Genomic DNA, 22,663 nt, shown 5'->3' with positions numbered 1-22,663 from the left:
GGACACGGCATGGCAGCCGAACAGAAGCAGGGCAGCGAATCGGCCGTACCGGCGGAACTGCGCGAGCAGCACGCGCTGATCGCCGAGCAGGTCGAGGAGCACCGCTTCCGGTACTACGTGAACGACCAGCCGGTCGTCAGCGACGCCGAGTTCGACAAGCTGCTGCGCTCGCTGGAAGCACTGGAGGAGCAGTACCCGGAGCTGCGCACGCCCGATTCGCCCACCCAGAAGGTGGCCGGGGCGTACGAGACGGACTTCGCCTCCGTGGAGCACCGCGAGCGGATGCTCTCCCTCGACAACGCCTTCGACGACGAGGAACTGGCGGCCTGGGCCGAGCGCGTGGCCCGGGACGCCAACACCTCCGACTACCACTACCTGTGCGAGCTGAAGGTCGACGGCCTCGCCGTCAACCTCACCTACGAGAACGGCCGCCTGACCCGCGCCGCCACCCGCGGCGACGGCCGCACGGGCGAGGACATCACGCCCAACGTCCGCACCATCGCCGACATCCCCGACCGGCTGAGGGGCGACCGCATCCCCGCCCTGGTCGAGATCCGCGGCGAGGTCTACTTCCCGATGGAGAAGTTCGAGGAGCTCAACGCCCGGCTCGTTGAGGCCGAGGGCAAGCCCTTCGCCAACCCGCGCAACGCTGCGGCCGGTTCGCTGCGCCAGAAGGACCCGAAGGTCACCGCGAGCCGCCCGCTGCACATGGTCGTGCACGGCATCGGCGCCCGCGAGGGCTTCGAGATCGAGTGCCAGTCGCAGGCGTACGAGCTGCTGCACGAGTGGGGCCTGCCCACCGCCCAGCACAACAAGGTGGTCTCCACCCTCGCCGAGGTCCGCGAGTTCATCGCCTACTTCGGCGAGAACCGCCACTCGGTGGAGCACGAGATCGACGGCGTCGTCGTCAAGCTCGACGAGATCGCCCTCCAGGGCCGGCTCGGCTCCACCGCGCGCGCACCGCGCTGGGCCATCGCCTGGAAGTACGCGCCCGAAGAGGTCAACTCCAAGCTGATCGACATCAAGGTCGGCGTGGGCCGCACCGGGCGCGTGACCCCGTACGCCCAGGTGGCGCCGGTGACGGTCGCGGGCTCCGAGGTGGAGTTCGCGACCCTGCACAACCAGGAGGTCGTCAAGGCCAAGGGCGTGCTCATCGGGGACACCGTCGTCCTGCGCAAGGCCGGCGACGTCATCCCCGAGATCCTCGGGCCGGTGGTCGACCTGCGCGACGGCAGCGAGCGGGAGTTCGTCATGCCCGCCGACTGCCCCGAGTGCGGGACGCCGCTGCGGCCGATGAAGGAGGGCGACATCGACCTGCGCTGCCCCAACGCGCAGACGTGCCCCGCCCAGTTGCGCGAGCGGCTCTTCTACCTGGTCGGCCGCGCCTGCCTGGACATCAAGAACTTCGGGTACGTGGCCTCGGCCGCCCTCACCCAGCCGCTGGAGCCCTCGGTCCCCCCGATGGCGAACGAGGGCGACCTCTTCGGTCTCACCCTGGAGCAGCTGCTCCCCATCACCTCCTACGTACGGGACCAGGATTCGGGTCAGCCCAAGATCGACCCGAAGACCGGCGAGCCGAAGATCGTCACCTTCTTCGCGAACAAGGAGGGCGAGCCCAAGGCCAACACGCTGGCCATGCTCGCGAACATCGAGGCGGCCAAGACCCAGCCGCTGGCCCGCATCATCAACGGCCTGTCGATCCGGCACGTCGGCCCGGTCGCGGCGGCGGCGCTGGCCCGCGCGTTCCGCTCCATCGAGCGGATCGAGCAGGCGACCGAGGAGGAACTGGGCGCCACCGACGGGGTCGGCGCGATCATCGCGACCTCGGTCAAGGAGTGGTTCGCCGAGGAATGGCACCAGGAGATCCTGCGCAAGTGGCGGGCGGCCGGCGTCCGGATGGAGGAGGAAGGTTCCGGCGAGGACGAAGGGCCGCGCCCGCTGGAGGGGCTGACCGTCGTCGTCACCGGCACTTTGCAGAGCCACACGCGGGACGGCGCGAAGGAAGCCCTGCAGAGCCGCGGCGCCAAGGTGACCGGGTCCGTCTCGAAGAAGACCTCCTTCGTCGTGGTCGGCGACAACCCCGGCTCGAAGTACGACAAGGCAGTGCAGTTGAAGCTCTCGATCCTCGACGACGCCGGATTCGCCGTCCTGCTGGAAGAGGGCCCGGACGCGGCGCGCGAGGCCGCGCTTCCGGTGGACGGCGACGCCGAAGCGGAGTAGCGAAGGCGAACGGATGCGTGGCGTGCGGCCGTACGAGCGGGCGCGCGCCGGGCGCGGACGGCGGTGACATCCGCGGGGGCACGGCTGGTACCGGGCCCCCGCGAGGCCGGTACAAGGCTGGTGGCGGGCCCGTGGCCTGTCGGATCATCGGACGGGTGGCCGGAGGGTCCTGGTCCAAACTCACCCGTTCGGCGGATACCGTACTGATGAGGATGGCTGGGTCGTATTCGGGCAACCGCCGCCGACCGCTGCCCCTGGGCGCCTCCCGCGTCCTACTGTTGAGGGGTGCGCCTGTCGTGCACGGCTGCTTGACACGATTCCGGCCGTGATGGCATGACATCGGGGCCATCGCGTGGCATCGGCATCGCCGGCTGTGAGAGGGACGGGCATGAAACCCACCGAAAGCGCCGACCCGTCACCAGATTTCGGCGGGGAGTTCCCGTCCATGCGGACGGGCCGGCTCGGTGTCCTGGGTTCCAGGACACCGCAAGCGCGACCGCTCGACACCGGCGCGGGCCAGGGCCCGACCGGCCGCCGCGCCGCGCTGCCCTTCGCCGTCGTGGGCCTCGCCGCCCTCGTGCTCGGCATCGGCGTCGTCACCGCGCTGACCAGCCGTCACGCCCTGTTCCCCGGCGGCCCGGTCGGCTGGGCGCTCGCCCTGCTCACCGGCATCATCGTCGGCCACCTCGTCGCCCTCGGCCGCGACCGCTGGTGGGGCGGCACCGGATCGGGCGCGGCCCTCACCCTCGGCGTCCTCATCCTCTACGGATGGGTCCCCGCCGGGCTGGTCTCCCTCGCCGTGGTCTCCCTCGTCGGCGCCGCCCGCAGGCACCGCTGGCGCCAGGGCCTGCTGCACGGAGCCACCGACATCCTCGGCATCGGCGCGGGCGCCCTCGTCCTCGCCGCGTTCGGCGAGTCGCCCTCCGTCGAGGATCCGTGGAAGCCCACCGGCTGGGAGCTCGACGCGGTACCCGAAGTCGTCTTCGTCGCGCTCGCCTACCTGCTCGTCACCCGCCTCCTGCTGTGGCTCGCGCTCGCCCCGAGCGGCGGGGGACTGCCCACGGTCGCCCGTACCGCGCTGCTGCGCCAGGCCCTGGTCGCCGTCGCGCTCCTCGGCATCGCCCCGCTGATCTGCGTGGTCGCCGAATCGCAGCCCGTACTGCTGCCGCTGTTCGCCGTACCGCTGATCGCCCTGGACTCCACGCTGTGGATCGCCCGGGCGCGCGCCGAGGAGCAGCTGCGGGACCCGCTCACCGGACTGCCCAACCGGCAGTGGCTGCTGGAGCGGGCCTGGAGCGCCCTCGACCAGGCCGAACGGTCGGGCACCCGCGCGGCGCTGGTCCTGATCGACCTGGACCGCTTCCGCGCGGTCAACGACACCCTCGGCCACCTCGCCGGCGACCGGCTGCTCCTGCAGATCGCGGACCGGCTGCGCCAGGCCCTGCCCCCGGACGCCGAGGCGGCCCGGCTGGGCGGCGACGAGTTCGCCGTCCTCCTGCCCATCGCGGACTCCACCACCAGCGCCCAGCGGATCGCCCGCAACCTGGTCGCCGAACTCAGCTCCCCCCTCGACCTGGACGGCCTGACCCTGGTCCTGGAAGCCAGCGCCGGCCTCGCCGTCTTCCCCGACCACGCGCTGGACGCGGAGGGACTGCTGCGCCGCGCCGACGTCGCCATGTACCAGGCGAAGCGGGACCGGACCGGAGTCGAGGTCTACGAGTCCAAGCGCGACAGCAACACCCCCGACCGGCTCGGCCTGCTGGGCGACCTGCGCCGGGCGCTGGACGCGGGCGAGGTGGAACTGCACTACCAGCCGAAGGTCCGCTTCGACGGCAAGGTGGCCGGGCTGGAAGCACTGGTGCGCTGGGTGCACCCGGAACGCGGGCGGGTCTCCCCGGACGAGTTCATCGCGATCGCGGAGACCTCCGGGCTGATGCCCCACCTGACCGAGTACGTACTGGAGACCGCGCTCGCGCAGGTCGCCCGGTGGCGGGCCCAGGGCCTCAAGGTCCCGGTCGCCGTCAACGTGTCGCCGCGCGACGTCCACACCCCCGGCTTCGCGGGCGCCGTGGCCGCGCGCCTCGCCCGGCACGGGGTCCCGGCGAGCGGGCTCCAGCTGGAGATAACGGAGCACGTCCTGCTGGAGGACCCGCAGCGGGCCGCCGACACCATGGCCGGGCTGACCGGCCACGGCGTGAAGATGTCCCTCGACGACTTCGGCACGGGCTACTCCTCCCTCGTCCACCTGCGGCGGCTGCCGGTCAGCGAACTGAAGATCGACCGGTCGTTCGTGGCGAGGCTCGCGGTGGACGCCCAGGACGCGGAGATCGTCCGCTGCACGGTGGACCTCGCCCACTCGCTGGGCCTGCTGGTCGTCGCGGAGGGCGTCGAGGACGACGAGACGTGGGAGCGCCTGCGCGACCTGGGCTGCGACGCCGTCCAGGGCTGGCTGGTCGCCGCCGCGATGCCTCCGCAGGAGGCCACGGCCTGGCTGCTGGCCCGCGGGGAGCGCGGCTGGCGGCGGCCGGCGGACATCACGGCGGAGCTGGCCGCGGAGGCGGCGTCCGCGGCGGCGGCGCAGTCCCCGTGAGGTACGTGGAGGCACCGGCGGTGCACCGGCCCGCGCCGGGCGACCCGCCGTCGGTCTTCCTGGCGGGCGGGATCACGCACTGTCCGCGCTGGCAGCCCCAGGCGGCGGCCGCTCTGGCCGACTTCGTCGTGCTCAACCCGCGGCGGGCGGACTTCGACGTGTCCGACCCTTCGCAGACGGACGTCCAGATCGCGTGGGAGTACGCGCACCTGCTGCGGGCGGACCTGACGTTGTTCTGGTTCCCGGCGTGCGACGCGTCCCTCACGGTCCAGCCGATCACCCTGTACGAACTCGGCGCGGCCGCGGCCACCCCGGGCCGCCGCCTGGTCGTCGGCGCCGACCCCGGCTACCCGCGGCGTGCGGACGTCGTCACGCAGCTGTCCCTCTCGAGGCCGGACCTCACGGTCCACTCCACCCTGCCCGAAACCGTGGCGGCCGCCCGCGCCGAGCTGACCGTCCCGTCCTGACGCCTGCCCTGCGGGGCCGTCCCCTACCCGCCCTTCCCCCGTTCTCCGGGCTCCGCCCGGACCCGGTCCTCAAACGCCGGACGGGCTGGAGATGCCGCTGCGCGGCACACTCCAGCCTCGCCGGCGTTTGAGGCGCGGGGTCTGGGGCGGAGCCCCAGGGGGTCCGGGCGGAGCCCGGGGAACGGGGGAAGGGCGGGTAGGGGAACTCCGCCCCGCGCAGCGGCAAGGGTCGCAGCGGGGACTTCGCCCCGCGCAGCGGTGCATCCGCAGCCGGGCACGGGCGGTGCCCGGTCCCACGGGCGGCCCGCCCCATGGCGGAAATCGGCCCGCGCGGGGCCTTCGTACCGCCCCGGCGGCAAACCGGGGCGCCGGGCGGGGGCGGGGCCCCATAGGATTGGGGCCGAAACCTACACACTCGAACCCCCAGAGGATCGCTGCATGCCTGGCATCACGCGCGAGGAGGTCGCCCACCTCGCTCGGCTGGCACGTCTGGAGCTGAAGAGCGAAGAGCTCGACCACTTCGCTGGACAGCTCGACGACATCATCGGCGCGGTCGCCCGCGTTTCCGAGGTCGCCGACCAAGACGTCCCGCCGACCTCCCACCCGCTGCCGCTGACGAACGTCATGCGCGCGGACGAGGTCCGTCCGTCGCTCACCCCCGAGCAGGCGCTTTCCGGCGCTCCCGCCCAGGAGCAGCAGCGTTTCAAGGTGCCGCAGATCCTGGGGGAGGACTAATCACCATGGCTGACATCAACAGCACCATCGACATCATCCGGCTCACGGCCGCCCAGACCGCCGAGAAGATCGCCTCCGGCGAGCTCACGGCCGTCGAGGTCACCGAGGCCCACCTGGCCCGCATCGGGGCGACCGACGAGAAGGTCAACGCCTTCCTGCACGTCGACCGCGAGGGCGCGCTGGCCCAGGCGGCCGCCGTCGACGCCAAGCGCGAGCGCGGCGAGAAGCTCGGCCCGCTGGCCGGCGTACCGCTCGCCCTCAAGGACATCTTCACCACCGTCGGGATCCCCACCACCGTCGGCTCGAAGATCCTCGAAGGCTGGATCCCGCCGTACGACGCCACCCTGACGCGCAAGCTGAAGGAAGCCGACGTCGTCATCCTCGGCAAGACCAACATGGACGAGTTCGCCATGGGGTCCTCCACCGAGAACAGCGCCTACGGGCCCACCGGCAACCCCTGGGACCTCACCCGGGTCCCCGGCGGCTCCGGCGGCGGCTCCGCGGCCGCGCTGGCCGCCTTCCAGGCGCCGCTGGCCATCGGCACGGACACCGGCGGTTCCATCCGCCAGCCCGCCGCCCTCACCGGCACCGTCGGCGTGAAGCCCACCTACGGCGGCGTCTCCCGCTACGGCATGGTGGCCTTCTCCTCCTCCCTCGACCAGGGCGGCCCCTGCGCCCGTACGGTCCTGGACGCGGCCCTCCTCCACGAGGTCATCGCCGGCCACGACCCGATGGACTCGACCTCCATCGACGCCCCGGTCCCGCCGGTCGTCGAGGCGGCCCGCAACGGGTCCGTCGCCGGCATGCGCGTCGGTGTCGTCAAGCAGTTCGCAGGCGAGGGCTACCAGGCCGGCGTCGTCCAGCGGTTCAACGAGTCCGTCGCCCTCCTCAAGGAGCTGGGCGCCGAGATCGTGGAGCTGGACTGCCCGTCCTTCGACCTCGCGATGGCCGCGTACTACCTGATCGCGCCGTCCGAGTGCTCCTCGAACCTGGCCCGCTTCGACGCCATGCGCTACGGCCTGCGCGTCGGCGACGACGGCACCAAGTCCGCCGAGGACGTCACCGCCCTGACCCGCGAAGCCGGTTTCGGCGACGAGGTCAAGCGCCGCATCATCCTCGGCACGTACGCGCTCAGCTCCGGCTACTACGACGCGTACTACGGCTCCGCCCAGAAGGTCCGCACGCTCATCACGCGGGACTTCGAGAAGGCCTTCGAGCAGGTCGACGTGATCGTCTCCCCGACCACGCCCACCACCGCCTTCGCGATCGGTGAGCGCACCGACGACCCGCTGGCGATGTACCTCGCGGACCTGTGCACCATCCCGACCAACCTGGCCGGCAACTCCGCCATGTCGCTGCCCTGCGGCCTGGCCCCGGAGGACGGTCTGCCGGTCGGGCTCCAGATCATCGCCCCGGCGATGAAGGACGACCGCCTGTACAAGGTGGGTGCCGCAGTCGAGGCCGCCTTCGTCGAGCGCTGGGGCCACCCGCTGCTTGAGGAGGCTCCGTCGCTGTGAGTTCCAACACGAGTGCGCTGTCCAAGGCCAAGGGCTTCAGGAAGTCCAAGTCCGGTACGTACCTGTCGATCGGCACCACCGCTTTCGGTGCCCTCAGCGTGGTCAAGCAGGCCAAGAAGGCCCGCACCGAGCACGACACGCTGAAGCTGATCGACGCCGTCGTGTCCGCCGCCGCCATCGTCACCGGCCTCGCGATCCTGTACCGCGAGCTGAAGCGTCTCGGCGACGACGACGTCCTGCTGGGCTGAGAGGGAATTTCCACTGTGACTGCCATTGAACTGCTGTCGTACGAGGACGCCCTCGCGTCGTACGACCCCGTCATGGGCCTGGAGGTCCATGTCGAGCTCGGCACGAAGACCAAGATGTTCTGCGGCTGCTCGACCGAGCTGGGCGCCGACCCCAACTCGCAGACCTGCCCGGTCTGTCTCGGCCTGCCCGGCGCGCTGCCGGTCGTCAACGAGATCGGCATCGAGTCCGCCATCAAGATCGGTCTCGCGCTGAACTGCGAGATCGCCGAGTGGTGCCGCTTCGCCCGGAAGAACTACTTCTACCCGGACATGCCGAAGAACTTCCAGACCTCCCAGTACGACGAGCCGATCGCCTTCAACGGCTTCCTCGACGTCCAGCTGGAGGACGGCGAGATCTTCCGCGTGGAGATCGAGCGCGCCCACATGGAGGAGGACACCGGCAAGTCGCTGCACGTCGGCGGCGCCACCGGCCGCATCCACGGCGCGTCCCACTCGCTGCTGGACTACAACCGTGCCGGCATCCCCCTCATCGAGATCGTCACCAAGCCGATCGAGGGCGCGGGCGAGCGCGCCCCCGAGGTGGCCAAGGCGTACGTCGCCGAACTGCGCGAGGTCATCAAGGCGCTCGGCGTCTCCGAGGCCCGCATGGACAAGGGCCAGATGCGCTGCGACGTCAACCTGTCGCTGCGCCCCACCCCCGAGTCCGAGTTCGGCACCCGCAGCGAGACGAAGAACGTCAACTCGCTGCGCTCCGTCGAGCGCGCCGCCCGCTTCGAGATCCAGCGCCACGCGGCGGTGCTCTCCTCCGGCGGCTCGATCGTGCAGGAGACCCGGCACTTCCACGAGGAGGACGGCTCCACCACGGCCGGCCGCATCAAGGACAACGCCGAGGACTACCGGTACTTCCCGGAGCCCGACCTGGTCCCGATCGCCCCGGCCCGCACCTGGGTCGAGGAGCTGCGCTCCGGCCTGCCGGAGATGCCGCGCGTGCGCCGCAACCGCCTCCTCCAGGAGTGGGGCGTCACCGAGCACGACATGCAGTCGATCCTCAACGCGGGCGCGGTGGACTCCATCGTCGCCACCATCGAGGCCGGCGCCGACTCGACCGCCGCCCGCAAGTGGTGGATGGGCGAGCTGGCGCGCAACGCCAACGAGCAGGGCGTCGTCGTCGACGAGCTGCCCATCACCCCCGTCCAGGTCGCGCGCGTCGCGGCCCTGGTGGCGGCCGGTGAGCTCAACGACAAGCTGGCCCGCCAGGTCCTCGAAGGCGTCCTCGCCGGCGAGGGCACCCCGGACGAGGTCGTCGAGAAGCGCGGCCTGAAGGTCGTCTCGGACGAGGGCGCGCTCGGCGCGGCCGTGGACGAGGCCATCGCGGGCAACGCGGGCATCGCCGACAAGATCCGCGGCGGCAAGATCGCCGCCGTCGGCGCGCTGGTCGGAGCGGTCATGAAGACCACCCGCGGCCAGGCCGACGCGGCACGCGTCAAGGAGCTCATCCTGGAGCGGCTGGGCGTCTCCGAGTAGTCGCACCGTACGCACGAAGGCGGCCCCGCACCGGTTCTCCGGTGCGGGGCCGCCTTCGTGCGGGCCTGGCGGGGCTACCGCTTGAGCTGGGGAGCGGCGATGACGGCGTTGCCGGAGTCCTTGCAGCCCGTCTCCACCTTCAGCCGCAGACGCAGGGCCCCCTTGATGTCCAAGGACTTGGTGACCGGCTTGCCCAGGTGGACCACCTCCGAGAAGAGCGCGGGCTGATCGTCCACGGAGATGCTGATGCGGGCCTGTTCCATGGTCGAGCCGTCGTCCATGCCCGCGGTGAACTCCAGCGTGGACCAGGCGCGGTTCACGTCGTACTCGACGGTCGCACCGTAGTAGCAGCTGCCGAGGAGGGCGGCCCCGTACTCCCGCGTGTTCAGCTTGGCGGAGCCGACCTTGAAGTCGTTGTCCTGTCCGACCGACGGCAGCAGTGTCAGATCGGCGACGTTGGTGTCCTTCGGCACCCCCGGAGCCGAGGGGCTCGCCGAGTCCGACGGAGCGGCGGAGTTCTCGGGAGCGGAATCACTGGGCGTGGGCTCCGCGGAAGCGGTCGGCGTCACGGCTGGGGACGAGGCGGCCTTGTCCCCGCCGGACGCCGTGTTCGAGTCGTCCGCGTCCTTCTTGTCTCCGAGCACCTTTACGCCGACCACCGTGCCCGCGGCCACCAGCAGCACGGCGAGCAGCGCCCCGAGCACCAGCCCGGTACGCCGCTTCTTGCGCGGGGCCGGCGGCGGCTCGGGGAGCGGTTCCGTACGGGACACGGCCGCGGGACCGTACCCGTCGGGCACGCTCGCCTGCACCGGCGGCGGGGTGTAGACCGGCTCGACGGGCGGTGGGACGTACACCGGCTGCGCCGGGGGACTCGCCGGGACGGCCGGGGCCGGCGTCGGGGCCGCCACCGGCGCGGACGGCGGCTGTGACGGCTGCTGCGGCGGGGCCACGGGCTTCGGCGGGGCAGGGGCCGCGGCCGCGGGAGCCACCGGCGGTACCGGCACCGCGTCGTGGACCACGCGCTGCGAGGTGGAGGAGGTCGTGGACACCACCGCGCGGCGGATGTCCTTCATCCAGCCCGCCAGGTTCACCGGACGCTTCAGCGGGTCGGCGGCGTAGATGGAGGCGATCCGCGCCCGCTGCTCCGCGTCCAGTACGGCGAACTGCGGCAGCCGTACGAGGGCCCCGGCCAGCAGTTCGGGCGTCGAGGGCGGGGACTCCCCGCTCAGCAGGAAGTACGCGAGGGCCCCGAAGGCGTACCGGTCCGCGCCCGGGGTCCGCTTCCCCTCGAAGACCTCCGGCGCCGCGTAGCCCTGGGTGAACCACACCTCGGCCGTCTGGTGGTCGGCGGTCAGTTTGCTGAGGCCGAAGTCCACCAGGGTGGCCTGCCCGTGCGCGTCGACCATGACATTGCCGGGGGAAAGGTCACCGTGGATCACCTGACGCCCGGAGGGGGTGGCCTTCCCCGAGTGCAGCCAGTCCAGTACGTCGGCCAACTGCTCCAGCGTGCGCATCACTTCGCGCCGCTCGGCGGCCGTGGCGAGGGTCCGCTCGGCCCGCCAGTCCCGCAGGTCGAGTCCGTCGACGTGGTTCATGACCAGGACCAGGGCCCGCCCGGTCAGCGTCGAGGACTCCCCGGGCCGGTGGATCGGCGGCCCCTCGAAATGCTCCCGCACGCCCACGACACCGGGGCGGTGGACGAAGCGCAGCAGTTCCGCCTGCTCGTTCCACTTCTGGCTGATCCGGTCGAAGACGTCCGGGGTGATCGTGGTCTTGGAGTCGAGCACCTTCACGACGACGGGCTCGGATCCTCCCGCGAGCTCGATCTCCGCGAGATAGAGCACGGCCTCCCCGCCGCGCCCGATGGACCGGAGTAAGCGGTAGCGGTCCGCTGCCGCGTCCGGCCCGATGTGTAGATTCTGGCTGGTCAATTTCCCCCCAGCGCCGGTGGTTTGAGTGGGCATCAGCTTCCCGGGGCGGGAGGGTGCTGGTCAAGCTGTGGCCAGGGTGGCCAGGGGGTGAAGTTCTGCGGCGATGGGCTTGTGGGCCGGAGGGCCGGTGGGCCGGTGGGCCGGTGAGCCGGTCCCGGACGCCCCTGGCCGCCGGCCGCGGCGCCGTCGGCGTCGACCGGCCGACGCCGGGGAGTGGACTCAGGCGCCCGTGGCGCCGTCGACTGCCTCGCGGAGGAAGTCGGCGTGACCGTTGTGGCGGGCGTACTCGTGGATCATGTGCAGCATGAGCAGGCGCAGCGAGGCGTCCTCCTCCCACTTCTCGACGCGCACCGTCACGTCGAGGGACTCGGCGGCCGCCTCCACCGTGCGGGCGTGCTCGACCTCCGCCCGCCAAGCCGCGAAGGCCTCGGCGCGGGTCGAGCCGGAGGCGTCGTAGGCGGCCTGGAAGTCGTGGGTGTCCGACCACAGGTGGGGCACCTCCGCCCCGCCGAAGGTGCGCCGGAACCAGTGCCGCTCCACCTCCGCCATGTGCCGGACCAGTCCGAGCAGGGACAGCGTGGAGGGCGGGGACGCCTGACGGCGCAACTCCTCGTCGGTGAGGCCCTCGCACTTCCAGGCGAGGGTGGCCCGGTGGAAGTCGAGGTACGCGCGGAGCGTCTCGCGCTCGCCCCCGGCGAGGGGAGGGGCGACGCGGTGGGCGGATCCTGTCGTTGCTGCCATGGCTGAGATCTTGCCCCGTTGGTCCCGGTGGGCGGAAGGCGTTCGCCCCTACCTGCGGGCCCATCTTGGTGGGGGTGGGGGCCTGTGCTGCGGGCTGGTCCTTGGCTGCGTGGGGGCCGGGCGGCGTCCCGGCAGTCGAGCGTCCTTCCGTGGTGGGACGGTCCGTCAAGGGCGCTCCCTGCGGTCGCGTCGCTTCGCGATGGCCTTCGGCCACCCTTGACGGACCGTCCCACCACGGAAAAACACAAGACTTCCGGGATCCCCCCGGGGAATGGCCAGGGGGGAGTGAGCGAGGGGCGGCCTGGTCTGAGTTGCGCAGCCCCCTTTGGTTGGTGGGCATCTGTGCACGGATCCGGCAGGACCGTGACCTCAGCCGGTACGGACGCGCGGGGCGATCAGAGCATCCAGGGCCGGGCGTCTGGACACCCTTCCCGTGACCGCCGACCGCCACCCCGAGCGCAAGGTGGACGAGAAGGGCCTCAGGGCCGGTGGGCGCGACAGATCGCTACGTACTCTCGCTCGGCTTAGCGGCTAGCGACCGGCCTTGGCTGGACATAAGCCGCACGCGGCCGGTTCTCCTCCCACTCGGCTTGGCGACTGCAGGCCGTCCCATGGCTTGATATGTGTGGCCGAATATTTGAGGGCAAAGGGTGGAGAAGCGGTGTCATCCGTCTTGGGCGGTGGACGGGCTTTGACCTTATGGGATGTTTAGGTAAGCCTTACCTCGCCCAAGTCGCGCTCGCGGCTGCCCTGCCTTCGGAGCTCATCGCCATGTCGTCCCCCGCCGCTGATCTGTCTGCTCGTCCTGTCCGCCTGTACGACTCTTGGTGGACGGTCGTGGCCGCAGGGCTTGGGGCGATGATCGTTCTGACGGTCGGGCTGTGGGTTTCCGTTCACGTGAAGACCGATCCGGCGCTGCACACGGCGGCGCTCTTCGCGCACCTCGCCTCGCTCGTCGTCGGCTTCGGCGCGGTTCTGTCCGCCGACTACTACGGTCTGCTGTGGGCCATGAGGCGTTGCACCCTCGCTGAGGTGGTCGGTGCGACGTCCCGGCTTCACATTCCGATCTGGGCCGGACTCGGTGGTCTTGTCGTGAGCGGGATGATGCTGGAACCCGATCTCAACTCGCCCCTCACCCTCGCCAAGCTCGGGCTCGTCGTCCTCCTGACCCTCAACGGTCTCCAGGCAGGCATCCTCGGCCACCGTCTCGCGGCCGCACCCGCCGCCACCCCGCGCCTCCTGCTCTGGGGCGGAGCCACCGCCCTCATCTCCCAGCTCTGCTGGTGGGGCGCGGTAACCATCGGCTTCCTCAACACCAATTCCTGACCCTCCCCTCCGCCATAGCTCCCACCGTGCGGCACCGTCCGTCCCACACCGCCCTCGCAGCCACCCCCTAGACCGCCGAGACCGCCGAGACCGACGAGACCGCCGAGACCGCCGAGATCGGCGAGATCGGCCAGTTCGGCTAGATCAGCCACGGCCGGTCGCTAGTCGCTAAGCCGAGCGAGAGTACGTAGCGATCTGTCGCGCCCACCGGCCCTGAGGGGCTTGTGGGCGTCCTTGCGCTCGGGGTGGCGGTCGACGGTCACGGGAAGGGTGTCCAGACGCCCGGCCCTGGATGCTCTGATCGCCCCGCGCGTCCGTACCGGCTGAGCTCACGGTCCTGCCGGAGCCCTATCCGGATGCCCACCGACCAAAGGGGGCTGCGCATCTCAGACGAGGCCGCTCCTCCCCACTCCTCCCCCCGGCCATTCCCCGGGGGGATCCCGGAAGTCTTGTGGCGTTTCGGTGTGGGTCGGTCGGTCAAGGGTGGCCGAAGGCCATCGCGAAGCGACGCGACCAAAGGGAGCGCCCTTGAGGGACCGTCCCACACCGAAAGGACACTGGACTGCCGGGACGCCCCCCGGAACCCCACGCAGCCAAGGACCGGCCCCTACCCCTCCCAAACCCAGGGCACCGTCACCCCCAGCACATCGAAGCCCAGCCGTTCCAGGATCGGGCGGCTGTCCTCCGATGCGTCGACCTGGAGGTACCGGATGCCCCGGTCCGCCGCCACGCGGGCGCGGTGGGCCACCAGGAGGCGGTAGATGCCGTGGCCTCGCCATTCCGGGACCGTGCCGCCGCCCCACAGGCCCGCGAAGGGGCTGCCCGGGCGCATTTCCATCCGGGCCGCGCTCACCGGGGTGTCGCCCGCCATCGCGACGACGGCTTCGATCGTGTCCGGCTCGTCCCGCAGCAGGTTCAGCATCAGCTCTCTGATGCGCGGGCGATCCGCGCCGAAGGCGCGGCGGTGGGCCTCCATCATCAGGTCCACGCCCACCTCGTCGGTCACCACCCGCAGCGTGATGCCCTCCGGCGGTTCCACCGACAGGGTGGCGAGCTCCTCCACCCGCCCCACCAGCAGCGTTTCCGCAGGCTCCGCCACGAAGCCGGCCGCGCGCAGCCGGTCCCCGAGGTCGGCGGGGCGGTCGTGGCCGTACAGCTTCCACTCGAACTCCGCCGACGGGACCTCGCCCCGGCCGGCGAGCTCCGTGAAGAACGCCACCTGCTCCGCGATCGCCGCATCCGCCGTGTGCTCGTCGAGGTCCGACCAGAGCACCATGTTCCCTCCGGTGCCGGGCACGATCTGCCGTACGACCGCACCCGCCCGTTCCACGCGCGCGTCACTCGTGTCGGGCCGCGCATCCCGTCGCATCACGGAGTCGAACTCGGCGCGCACCTTCAGCAGGTCATCCGGATCCATCGTCATCGGGCCAGCTCACCAGCCGCCGACGGCTCCGACAACTGCATTAACCTCACCCCGTGAGCGACCCCACGCATCCCACGCACCCCACGCACGCCACCAATCCCACGCACCCCACCAATCCCGCGCACCCCACCCACCCCGCCATCTACACCGGCAAGGCCACCCCCGACGCCGCCGTCGACCGGGGCTGGCTGCTGGGGCACTTCAAGGAGCCCGGCGATCCCCGCCACAGCGCGGACGTGGAGATCAAGTGGGGCGTCCACCCCAAGGGTGAGGAGCGGGCGCAGTGGGTGCGCGGGGAGTCCCGTACGGCCTTGCAGGTGCTGATCAGCGGCCGGTTCCGGCTGGAGTTCCCCGGCCGGAGCGTCGTACTGGCCGAGCAGGGGGACTACGTCGTGTGGGGACGCGGGGTCGACCACTCCTGGTACGCGGAGGAGGACTCGGTGGTGCTCACCGTGCGCTGGCCCTCGCTGCCGGGCTACCGCGCCGACGAAGGGGACGAAAACGAAGACGGCGACGAGGACTGAGAGCCCGAAGGCCAATCCGGCCGGACCTCCGTTCCGAACCCCGTGTGACCATGGTCCCGCGCCTGCCCGAACACCTGTGACGCTGCCCACGAAGGCCGCCAACGATCACGCCGCGCTGCGATCGTGGAGGTGTAGACCATGCAAGCGGCGGCAGCCGCCCGCACAGCACGTCCCACACACGGCACGTCCCGCACGTCCCGCACGTACCGAAAATTCCAGAAGTCCAGCGTTCAGTTTTCAGCGTTCACGCGTTCTTTCCGACGGACCGTTCCCCGGTAAAGATCCGAACCACCAGGGAGCCCGTCCGTTGTCAGCCCTCGCACGCTGGTGCATGCGGCACCGACTCGTCGCCGTCCTGCTCTGGCTCCTCGCCTTCGGCGGGACCGCCGCTGCCGCGGTCGGCGCCGGGACGGCGTTCTCCAATGACTACGAGGTCCCCGGCACCGAGTCCGCCAAGGCGCACGCCCTGCTGCGGGAAGGCTTCCACGGGCAGGGTGGCGATACCGACACCATCGTGTGGCGGGCCCCGGACGGGCAGAGCGTGCGGACGCCGGCCGTGCGGGAGCGCATGACGCGGGCCCTCGACTCCATAGCCGGGCTGCCCGGTGTCGGATCGGTCGCCGGTCCCTATGGTCCCGGGCCCGACAGCGGGGCCCGGATCAGCCCCGACGGGCGTACCGCCTACGCCGTGGTCACCTTCGACCGGCAGGCCGACTCGGTGCCGAAGGGCGAGGCGAAGGCCGTCGTCGACGCCGCGAGGAACCCGGCGACCCAGGCCGACGGGCTGCAAGTCGAGCTCGGCGGCCGGGCCATCGGCCTCACCGAAGCCCCCTCCGCCCACCTCGCCGAGGTCATCGGCGTGGCCATCGCCGCGCTGGTGCTGTTCCTGGCCTTCGGGTCGCTGGCCGCCAGCCTGCTGCCCATCGCGACCGCCCTGGTCAGCGTGGGCACCGCCTATTTCGGCATCACCCTGCTCGGCCACGCGATGCCGGTCGCCGACTTCGCTCCGATGCTCGGCACCCTCGTCGGCCTCGGGGTGGGCATCGACTACGCGCTGTTCATCGTCACCCGCCACCGCAAGGGCCTCCAGCGCGGGCTCCCGGTCGCGGAAGCCGCCGAAAGCGCCGTCGCCACCACCGGCCGGGCCGTGGTCTTCGCCGGGGCCACCGTCTGCATCGCGCTGCTCGGCATGCTGGTGCTCCGGCTGAACTTCCTCAACGGCGTCGCCATCGCCGCCTCCCTCACCGTGGTCCTGACCGTCGCCGCCTCGGTGACCCTGCTGCCCGCGCTCCTCTCGTACATCGGCATGCGCGCGCTGTCCCGCCGCGAGCGCCGCAAGCTGGCCGCCGAGGGTCCGCGGCCCGAGGCGGTCACCGGCTTCGCCGCCCGCTGGTCGGCCTTCGTCGAGCGCCACCCGAAGCTGCTCGGCCTGGTCGCCACGGCGGTCATGGTGGTACTGGCACTGCCCACGCTCTCCCTCCACCTCGGCACCTCCGACCAGGGCAACAACCCGGCCACGTCCACCACCCGCAAGGCCTACGACCTGCTCGCGGAGGGCTTCGGCCCGGGGATGAACGGCCCGCTGACCGTCGTCGCCCGCCTGGGCGGGGCCGGCGACCGGGTCGCCGTGGACGCGCTGGCCGAGTCGCTCCGTACGACCAGGGGCGTGGCCGCTGCCGGGCCGGCGGTCTTCAACCGCAGCGGCGACACCGCCGTCGTCACCGTCATACCGGACTCCTCCCCGCAGTCCCGGGCCACGAGCGAGCTGGTCGACAGGCTGCGCGAGGACGTCATCCCGCGCGCCGGCCAGGACAGCTCCATGCAGGTGCACGTCGGCGGCGTGACCGCCGGGTACGACGACTTCGCCGAGGTCATCGTCGGCAAGCTGCCGCTCTTCGTCGGGGTGGTCATCGCACTCGGCTGTGTGCTCCTGCTGCTGGCCTTCCGCTCCATAGGCATCCCGGTCAAGGCGGCCGCCATGAACGTCGCCGCCGTCGCCTCCTCCTTCGGAGTCGTCGTCGCGATCTTCCAGTGGGGCTGGGGCAGCGAACCCCTGGGGCTGGGCAGCGCGGGCCCGATCGAGCCCTTCCTGCCGGTGATCATGGTCTCGGTGCTCTTCGGGCTGTCCATGGACTACCAGGTCTTCCTCGTCAGCCGGATGTACGAGGAGTGGCTGGAGACGGGGGACAACAAGCGGGCGGTGCGCGTCGGCCTCGCCGAGACCAGCCGGGTGATCAACTCGGCGGCCGTCATCATGATCTCCGTCTTCCTGGCCTTCGTACTCAGCGGTGACCGGATCATCGCCATGTTCGGCATCGCGCTCGCCGCGGCCGTGGCCCTGGACGCCTTCGTCCTGCGGACCCTCCTCGTCCCGGCCCTGATGCACCTGCTCGGCGGAGCCAACTGGTGGCTGCCGGCCTGGCTGGACCGCCGGCTCCCGAAGATCAGCATCGAGCCCCCGGAACGCCGCCCGCATGCGAAACTTCCCCTGCAGCGGCCCGGCGCGGACCCCGCCACGAGCGAGGACGCGGCCGAGCCCGCGACCAGCTCCCGGTGATCCGGCCACCCGCCGCTCGATAGCCAAGGAAGAACGCGCATGTTCTCGATAGACCTCGCCGACGACGCCCAGCTGTTCCCGCTGGAAGCCCGGCACGCGGAGGAGTTCTTCGCCCACATCGAACGCGGACGCGAGTTCATCGGCCAGTACGTCGGCTTCCCGGACCGGTCGTCCGACCTGGAGTCCGCCCGGGCCCTGCTGGCCAAGTACGCGCTCACGGCGGGGGAGGACGGCGCGCGGTTCTTCGGGATCCGGCTCGATGGCACCCTCGTGGGCGGGGTGCTCTTCCCGGCGTTCGACGCGGGGACGGGCAACTGCGAGATCGGCTGCTGGCTGGAGCCCGCCGCGGCCGGCCGCGGCCTGGTGACGAAGGCCTGCCGCGTCCTGATCGACTACGCCTTCGGCGAGCGCGGCATGCACCGCGTCGAATGGCACGCCGCCACCGGCAACAAGAAGAGCCTCGCCGTGGCCGAGCGCCTCGGCATGAGCCGCGAAGGCGTCCTGCGCCAGAACCACCTGCACCGGGGCGTCCGCCAGGACACCGAGATCTGGGCGCTCCTCACCCACGAGTGGTCCGCGGCCCGCCCCGCCTGACCACCCCCCGCGCGCGCTCGCCCCCGCCCCGCCCCGGTTCTCCCGGGGGACCGGGGCGGGGCGCCGCCCGCTGCCCGGCCGGATTCTCAGGAACCTCTCAGAAAAGCCGCCTACGGTGCCCCGCATGGACACCACGAAGACCCCCGCCCCGACCGCTCCCGAGGCGGACTCCCCGGCCGACCTGAAGAAGGCCGCCACCGACGAGACGACCGCCCCGGCCGCCGCGGACACCGCCGCCGCCGCCGAGGAGGTCCAGGGCGAGGAGCTCGCCGCCGACCTCGACGCCGAGTTCGACGAACTCGATGCCGCGGCCGACGAGGAGCCGAGCAGTGGTGTCGCCTCCGGAGCCTCCGCGATCGTCGCCGCCGGTCTCGGCCTGGTCGCCCTCAGCGGCAGCTGGACCTCCCGCGTCATAGGCGAGCGCGAGACCCTGAAGGGCCAGATCAGCTCCGCCACCGCCACCACCACCGAGGACAAGATCGAGGCGCTGTACGGCAACGCCTGGCACATGACCGCCCTGTTCAACGGCGTCCTGTCGACGATCGCGCTGCTCATCGCCGTCTTCGTGCTGGCCCGCCCGGCCTTCGGCACCCCCGGCCGCACCCTCCCGGCCTGGGTCCGCTCCGTGTCCTGGGCGGCCGTCGTCGTCGCCGCCATCGGCGTGATCGCCTTCGCGTTCATGTACGTCCTCGCCCTCCCGACGGCCCCCGCCGCCTAGTCCGTTCGCTGCCGTCCGGCGGTCCGCCTAGGTACTGCCTTAGGCCACCTCAGGGACCTCGGGTCCCGGCCTAAGGCCCCCCGGCTCCCGCAGATGCGGCATGCTCCCGATGTGCCGGCACCCCCTGGGGCGCGAATCTTGGATCACACCGAACGAGGTGTCCGAGAAACGCGAACCAGGGAGCACGAGATGTTCGAGTACGAGATCGCCACCGCCCGCCGCGAAGACCTCATCCGCGAGGCCGACGCCTACCGTCTGGTCCGGGAAGCGAAGAAGGCCCGCCGTTCCTTCTCCCGGAGCCAGGAACCGGAGGGGTCGGTGAGAGGGCAGCGCGGCCGGTTCACCCGCGCCGCGTAGCCCGCGTCGCGAGACCGTGCGAACCGGCACGTGATGAGAAGCGCAGCAATATCCAGTGCCGATGGCCAGGGCCTCTGTGCGATGCTCGGCGACGTGGAGACCAGATCTGTCAGCCCGGTGTTCGTCGGCCGAGCCGACGAACTGGCCGTACTCACCGACGCCCTGACGCGCGCCGCCGGCCAGGAGCCGCAGGCACTGCTCATAGGCGGCGAGGCCGGGGTCGGGAAGACCCGCCTCACCGAGGAGTTCCTCTGCGAGGCCGACCGCCGCGGCGCGGTCGTAGCCGTCGGAGGCTGTGTGGAGATCGGGGCGGAGGGACTTCCCTTCGCCCCGTTTTCGACGGCGCTGCGCACCCTGCACCGCCTGCTCCCCGGCGAACTGGCCGCAGCAGCCGTCGGCCAGGAGGACGAACTCGCGCGCATCCTCCCCGAACTCGGCGAGACCCCGCGCGGCCCGCACGACGAGGAGAGCACCGCCCGGCTCTTCGAACTGACGGCCCGGATGCTGGAACGCCTCGCCGCCGACCGCACCGTCGTCCTGGTCCTGGAAGACCTGCACTGGGCGGACACCTCCACCCGGCACCTGCTCTCCTACCTCTTCCGCGCGCTCGGCAGCGGCCGGCTCGTCGTGGTCGCCACCTACCGCGCCGACGACGTACACCGCCGCCACCCGCTGCGCCCGCTCCTCGCGGAGCTCGACCGGCTGCGCACCGTCCAGCGCATCGAGCTGTCCCGCTTCAACCGGGCCGAAGTGCGCCGCCAGCTCGCCGGGATCCTCGCCTCGCAGCCCGACGAGGAGTTCGTCGAATCGGTCTTCGACCGCTCCGACGGCAACGCCTTCTTCGTCGAGGAACTCGTCGCCTCCCGCGCCAGTGGCTGCCTCACCGGCCTCACCGAATCCCTGCGCGACCTGCTCCTCGTCCGCGTCGAAGTCCTCCCGGACGCCGCGCAGCGCGTCGTGCGCATCGTCGCCGAGGGCGGCTCCACCGTGGAGTACCCCCTGCTGCGCGCCGTCACCCGGCTCACCGAGGACGAACTGATCGAGGCCCTGCGCGCGGCGGTCGGCGCCAACATCCTCCTCGCCACCTCCGACGGCGACGGCTACCGCTTCCGCCACTCCCTGGTCCGCGAGGCCGTCTCGGACGACCTGCTGCCCGGCGAGCGCGCCCGCGTCAACCGCCGCTACGCCGAGGAGCTCGAACAGGACGACTCGCTGATCCGCGCGGAGGAGCGGGTCATCCGCCTCGCCACCTACTGGTACTACGCCAACGACGCGGTCAAGGCCCTGCCCGCCGTGCTCGCGGCCTCGGTGGCCGCCCGGGGCCGGCACGCCTACTCCGAGCAGCTGCGCCTGCTGGAGCGGGCCATGGAGCTGTGGGAGGCCGTACCGGAGGACGTGCGCACCGAACTGCGCCCGGCGGACTACACCGAGGTCTACCCGCCCTGCGGCTGCGACCCGGCGACCACCCCACTGCAACGCCTCGACCTGCTGGCCGAAGCCACCGTCGCGGCCCGCTTCGGCGGCGAGCGCGAACGCGCGCTGAAGCTGACCAAGACGGCCCTGCGGCTCCTTGAGGACGGCCACGACCCACTGCGCGCCGCCTGGTTCTGGACCGAACGCTCCCGGATGATCGCCAGCCTCGCCCGCGGCGACGGCTGGGAGGAGCTCGCCAAGGCGCAGGAGCTCGTCCGCGGGCTGCCCCCGTCCCAGGTGCACGCCGACGTCCTGGTCCGGGCCGCGAGCTGGGGCATGCTCCACAAGCCGGGGCCCGACAACCTGGTCGCCGCCGAACGCGCCGTGGAGTACGCGCGGATGGTCGGTGCCGAGGACACCGAGCTCAACGCCCGGATCACCGTCGGCAGCCTGCTCGTCGACTCGGGGGACCCCGAGCGCGGCCTCGCCGAGATGTACGCGGTCAAGGACCGGGCCGCCGAACTCGGACTCGCCATGCTGGTGGGACGTGCGCACGTGAACCTCACCTCTCATCTGGAAGGCCTGGGCCGGTCCCGCGAAGCCGTGGAACTGGCCGAACAAGGTGCCGAGCTGGTCAAGAACTCCCATCTGATGGACTCCGAGGCCTACATCCGGGGGAACCTGGCGGAGAGCCTGTACAGCGTCGGCCGGTGGGAGGAGGCCGCGACGCAGGCCCGGCGCACCCTGACCCTCGTCAGCAGCGCCGCCCCGCGCGCCGCAGCCGTCGTACGGCTGGCCTACCTGGCCCTGGCCCGCGGCGAACTCGCCGAGGCCGCCGGCCAGCTCACCGCCGCCCGCGCCCACTTCGGGTCCCACGACGGCCAGCCCCAGCACCGGATCCCGCTGTTCCGCCTCGCGATCGGCGTCGCGGCGGGGGAGGGCCGGATGGCCGACGTCCGCAGCGAGGTGGCCGCCGTCATCGATTACGGCTTCCCGCTCGGCAACCACCGCTACGCCTGGCCGCTGCTGCTCGCCGCCGCCTCGGCCGAAGCCGAGGCCCGTGGCCTGCCGGTCGCGGAGGCCGGCCGCGAGGAGGCACTGACGGTGCTGCGCGCCGCAGCCCGGACCCTGGCCACCCCGGCCCCGGTGTGGACCGCCCACTCCGAGTACCTCAGGGCCGAGCTGCTGCGGGCCGAGGCCCGGGACACCGTCGCCGACTGGACGGCCGTGGAAGCGGCCGTACGCCCCCTGGAGCGCCCCTACCTGCTCGCCAGGGCCCGGTACCGGCTCGTGGAGTCTCTGCTGGCGGCCGGCGGGGACCGCGAGGCCGCCGCAGGACTGCTCCAGGAGGCCTACGCCGCCTCGGAGCAGCTCGGCGCCCGCAGGCTCCGCGAGGACCTGGCCCTGCTCGCGCAGCGCGCCAGGCTGCCCCTCATCCCCGTGGACGCCGCAGCCAAGGCCCTGCTCGCTCCGGAGGCCGACCCGGTCGAGGCGCTGGGCCTGACCAGCCGCGAACGGGACGTGCTGCGCCTGGTCGCGGCGGGCCACACCAACCGCCAGATCGCCGAGGAGCTCTTCATCTCCCCGAAGACGGCCAGCGTTCACGTCTCGAACATCCTGGCGAAGCTCGGCGTCGCGGGCCGCGGCGAGGCCGCCGCCCTGGCCCACCGGCTACGGCTCTTCGGCCCCGCCGCCCACCAGCCGGCCGGGACGCGGTGATGGCAACGGTGAAGGCGAAGGTGTAGGTACAGGCGACGTCCCGCTGGGCATCAGGCATC

17 protein-coding genes are annotated in these 22,663 nt (G+C 71.9%); 14 read left to right on the top strand and 3 right to left on the bottom strand.

Annotated elements, in window-relative coordinates; genetic code table 11:
• Positions 1-9 precede the first annotated feature (9 nt).
• The 7 genes from ligA to gatB all read left to right on the top strand — a co-directional run bounded on the left by ligA (position 10) and on the right by gatB (position 9,301).
• Positions 10-2,220: an NAD-dependent DNA ligase LigA gene (ligA, locus tag OG276_RS10445; RefSeq protein WP_266904197.1), complete on the top strand. Its 2,211-nt coding sequence runs from the start codon at positions 10-12 to the stop codon at positions 2,218-2,220.
• A gap of 388 nt (positions 2,221-2,608) precedes the next feature.
• Positions 2,609-4,810: a bifunctional diguanylate cyclase/phosphodiesterase gene (locus tag OG276_RS10440; protein ID WP_266904195.1), complete on the top strand. Its 2,202-nt coding sequence runs from the start codon at positions 2,609-2,611 to the stop codon at positions 4,808-4,810.
• Positions 4,807-5,277 (top strand): nucleoside 2-deoxyribosyltransferase domain-containing protein, encoded by a 471-nt coding sequence (locus OG276_RS10435; RefSeq protein ID WP_266904193.1) that lies wholly within the window; start codon positions 4,807-4,809, stop codon positions 5,275-5,277. The genes OG276_RS10440 and OG276_RS10435 overlap by 4 nt, the downstream gene beginning before the upstream one ends.
• Before the next feature lie 438 nt (positions 5,278-5,715).
• Entirely contained in the window at positions 5,716-6,012 is a 297-nt protein-coding gene (gatC, locus tag OG276_RS10430; protein ID WP_007266718.1) for an Asp-tRNA(Asn)/Glu-tRNA(Gln) amidotransferase subunit GatC, read from the top strand.
• Positions 6,013-6,017: 5 nt separating this feature from the next.
• On the top strand, positions 6,018-7,529 hold the full coding sequence (gatA, locus tag OG276_RS10425; RefSeq protein ID WP_266904191.1) for an Asp-tRNA(Asn)/Glu-tRNA(Gln) amidotransferase subunit GatA: 1,512 nt from the start codon (positions 6,018-6,020) through the stop codon (positions 7,527-7,529).
• On the top strand, positions 7,526-7,777 hold the full coding sequence (locus tag OG276_RS10420; protein WP_266904189.1) for a hypothetical protein: 252 nt from the start codon (positions 7,526-7,528) through the stop codon (positions 7,775-7,777). The genes gatA and OG276_RS10420 overlap by 4 nt, the downstream gene beginning before the upstream one ends.
• A gap of 15 nt (positions 7,778-7,792) precedes the next feature.
• The gene (gatB, locus tag OG276_RS10415; protein WP_266904187.1) at positions 7,793-9,301 is read left to right on the top strand and encodes an Asp-tRNA(Asn)/Glu-tRNA(Gln) amidotransferase subunit GatB; all 1,509 of its coding nucleotides are present in this window, start codon (positions 7,793-7,795) and stop codon (positions 9,299-9,301) included.
• A gap of 74 nt (positions 9,302-9,375) precedes the next feature.
• Here gatB and OG276_RS10410 read toward each other — a convergent pair whose 3' ends face one another.
• Complete coding sequence (locus tag OG276_RS10410; RefSeq protein ID WP_266904185.1) at positions 9,376-11,232, bottom strand: protein kinase; 1,857 nt, start codon at positions 11,230-11,232, stop codon at positions 9,376-9,378.
• Positions 11,233-11,451: 219 nt separating this feature from the next.
• Positions 11,452-11,973, bottom strand: coding sequence for a DinB family protein (locus OG276_RS10405; RefSeq protein ID WP_266904183.1), 522 nt, complete (start codon positions 11,971-11,973; stop codon positions 11,452-11,454).
• An 858-nt stretch (positions 11,974-12,831) separates the two neighbouring features.
• Between OG276_RS10405 and OG276_RS10400 the strand changes: the two genes are divergently transcribed.
• Positions 12,832-13,299 (top strand): hypothetical protein, encoded by a 468-nt coding sequence (locus tag OG276_RS10400; protein ID WP_266904181.1) that lies wholly within the window; start codon positions 12,832-12,834, stop codon positions 13,297-13,299.
• 607 nt (positions 13,300-13,906) lie between these two features.
• Here OG276_RS10400 and OG276_RS10395 read toward each other — a convergent pair.
• Complete coding sequence (locus tag OG276_RS10395; protein WP_266912676.1) at positions 13,907-14,716, bottom strand: GNAT family N-acetyltransferase; 810 nt, start codon at positions 14,714-14,716, stop codon at positions 13,907-13,909.
• Between the two features lie 146 nt (positions 14,717-14,862).
• Between OG276_RS10395 and OG276_RS10390 the strand changes: the two genes are divergently transcribed.
• The 6 genes from OG276_RS10390 (at position 14,863) to OG276_RS40795 (ending at position 22,604) form a co-directional block, all read left to right on the top strand.
• Positions 14,863-15,246 (top strand): signal peptidase I, encoded by a 384-nt coding sequence (locus tag OG276_RS10390; protein WP_266912674.1) that lies wholly within the window; start codon positions 14,863-14,865, stop codon positions 15,244-15,246.
• 307 nt (positions 15,247-15,553) lie between these two features.
• Entirely contained in the window at positions 15,554-17,803 is a 2,250-nt protein-coding gene (locus OG276_RS10385) for an MMPL family transporter (RefSeq protein ID WP_266904179.1), read from the top strand.
• A 39-nt stretch (positions 17,804-17,842) separates the two neighbouring features.
• Positions 17,843-18,397, top strand: a complete 555-nt coding sequence (locus OG276_RS10380; RefSeq protein WP_266904177.1) for a GNAT family N-acetyltransferase — start codon at positions 17,843-17,845, stop codon at positions 18,395-18,397.
• A 124-nt stretch (positions 18,398-18,521) separates the two neighbouring features.
• Positions 18,522-19,115, top strand: coding sequence for a hypothetical protein (locus OG276_RS10375; protein ID WP_266904175.1), 594 nt, complete (start codon positions 18,522-18,524; stop codon positions 19,113-19,115).
• Between the two features lie 189 nt (positions 19,116-19,304).
• Positions 19,305-19,472: a hypothetical protein gene (locus OG276_RS10370; RefSeq protein ID WP_266904173.1), complete on the top strand. Its 168-nt coding sequence runs from the start codon at positions 19,305-19,307 to the stop codon at positions 19,470-19,472.
• Positions 19,473-19,553: 81 nt separating this feature from the next.
• Positions 19,554-22,604 (top strand): AAA family ATPase, encoded by a 3,051-nt coding sequence (locus OG276_RS40795; protein WP_323182407.1) that lies wholly within the window; start codon positions 19,554-19,556, stop codon positions 22,602-22,604.
• The last annotated feature ends 59 nt before the right edge of the window (positions 22,605-22,663 follow it).

This window comes from Streptomyces sp. NBC_00086 (assembly GCF_026343255.1).
Lineage (GTDB): Bacteria > Actinomycetota > Actinomycetes > Streptomycetales > Streptomycetaceae > Streptomyces.
The sequence above is the reverse complement of the archived record's forward strand: the minus strand, read 5'-3'. Positions and strand labels throughout refer to the sequence as shown.

Coding starts and splice junctions, on each gene's coding strand:
- OG276_RS10440 (WP_266904195.1), top strand. CDS start 2,609: ATGAAACCCACCGAAAGCGCCGACCCGTCACCAGATTTCGGCGGGGAG.
- OG276_RS10400 (WP_266904181.1), top strand. CDS start 12,832: ATGATCGTTCTGACGGTCGGGCTGTGGGTTTCCGTTCACGTGAAGACC.
- OG276_RS10375 (WP_266904175.1), top strand. CDS start 18,522: ATGGACACCACGAAGACCCCCGCCCCGACCGCTCCCGAGGCGGACTCC.
- OG276_RS10405 (WP_266904183.1), bottom strand. CDS start 11,973: ATGGCAGCAACGACAGGATCCGCCCACCGCGTCGCCCCTCCCCTCGCC.
- OG276_RS10370 (WP_266904173.1), top strand. CDS start 19,305: ATGTTCGAGTACGAGATCGCCACCGCCCGCCGCGAAGACCTCATCCGC.
- ligA (WP_266904197.1), top strand. CDS start 10: ATGGCAGCCGAACAGAAGCAGGGCAGCGAATCGGCCGTACCGGCGGAA.
- OG276_RS10395 (WP_266912676.1), bottom strand. CDS start 14,716: ATGGATCCGGATGACCTGCTGAAGGTGCGCGCCGAGTTCGACTCCGTG.
- OG276_RS10380 (WP_266904177.1), top strand. CDS start 17,843: ATGTTCTCGATAGACCTCGCCGACGACGCCCAGCTGTTCCCGCTGGAA.
- gatA (WP_266904191.1), top strand. CDS start 6,018: ATGGCTGACATCAACAGCACCATCGACATCATCCGGCTCACGGCCGCC.
- OG276_RS40795 (WP_323182407.1), top strand. CDS start 19,554: ATGCTCGGCGACGTGGAGACCAGATCTGTCAGCCCGGTGTTCGTCGGC.
- gatC (WP_007266718.1), top strand. CDS start 5,716: ATGCCTGGCATCACGCGCGAGGAGGTCGCCCACCTCGCTCGGCTGGCA.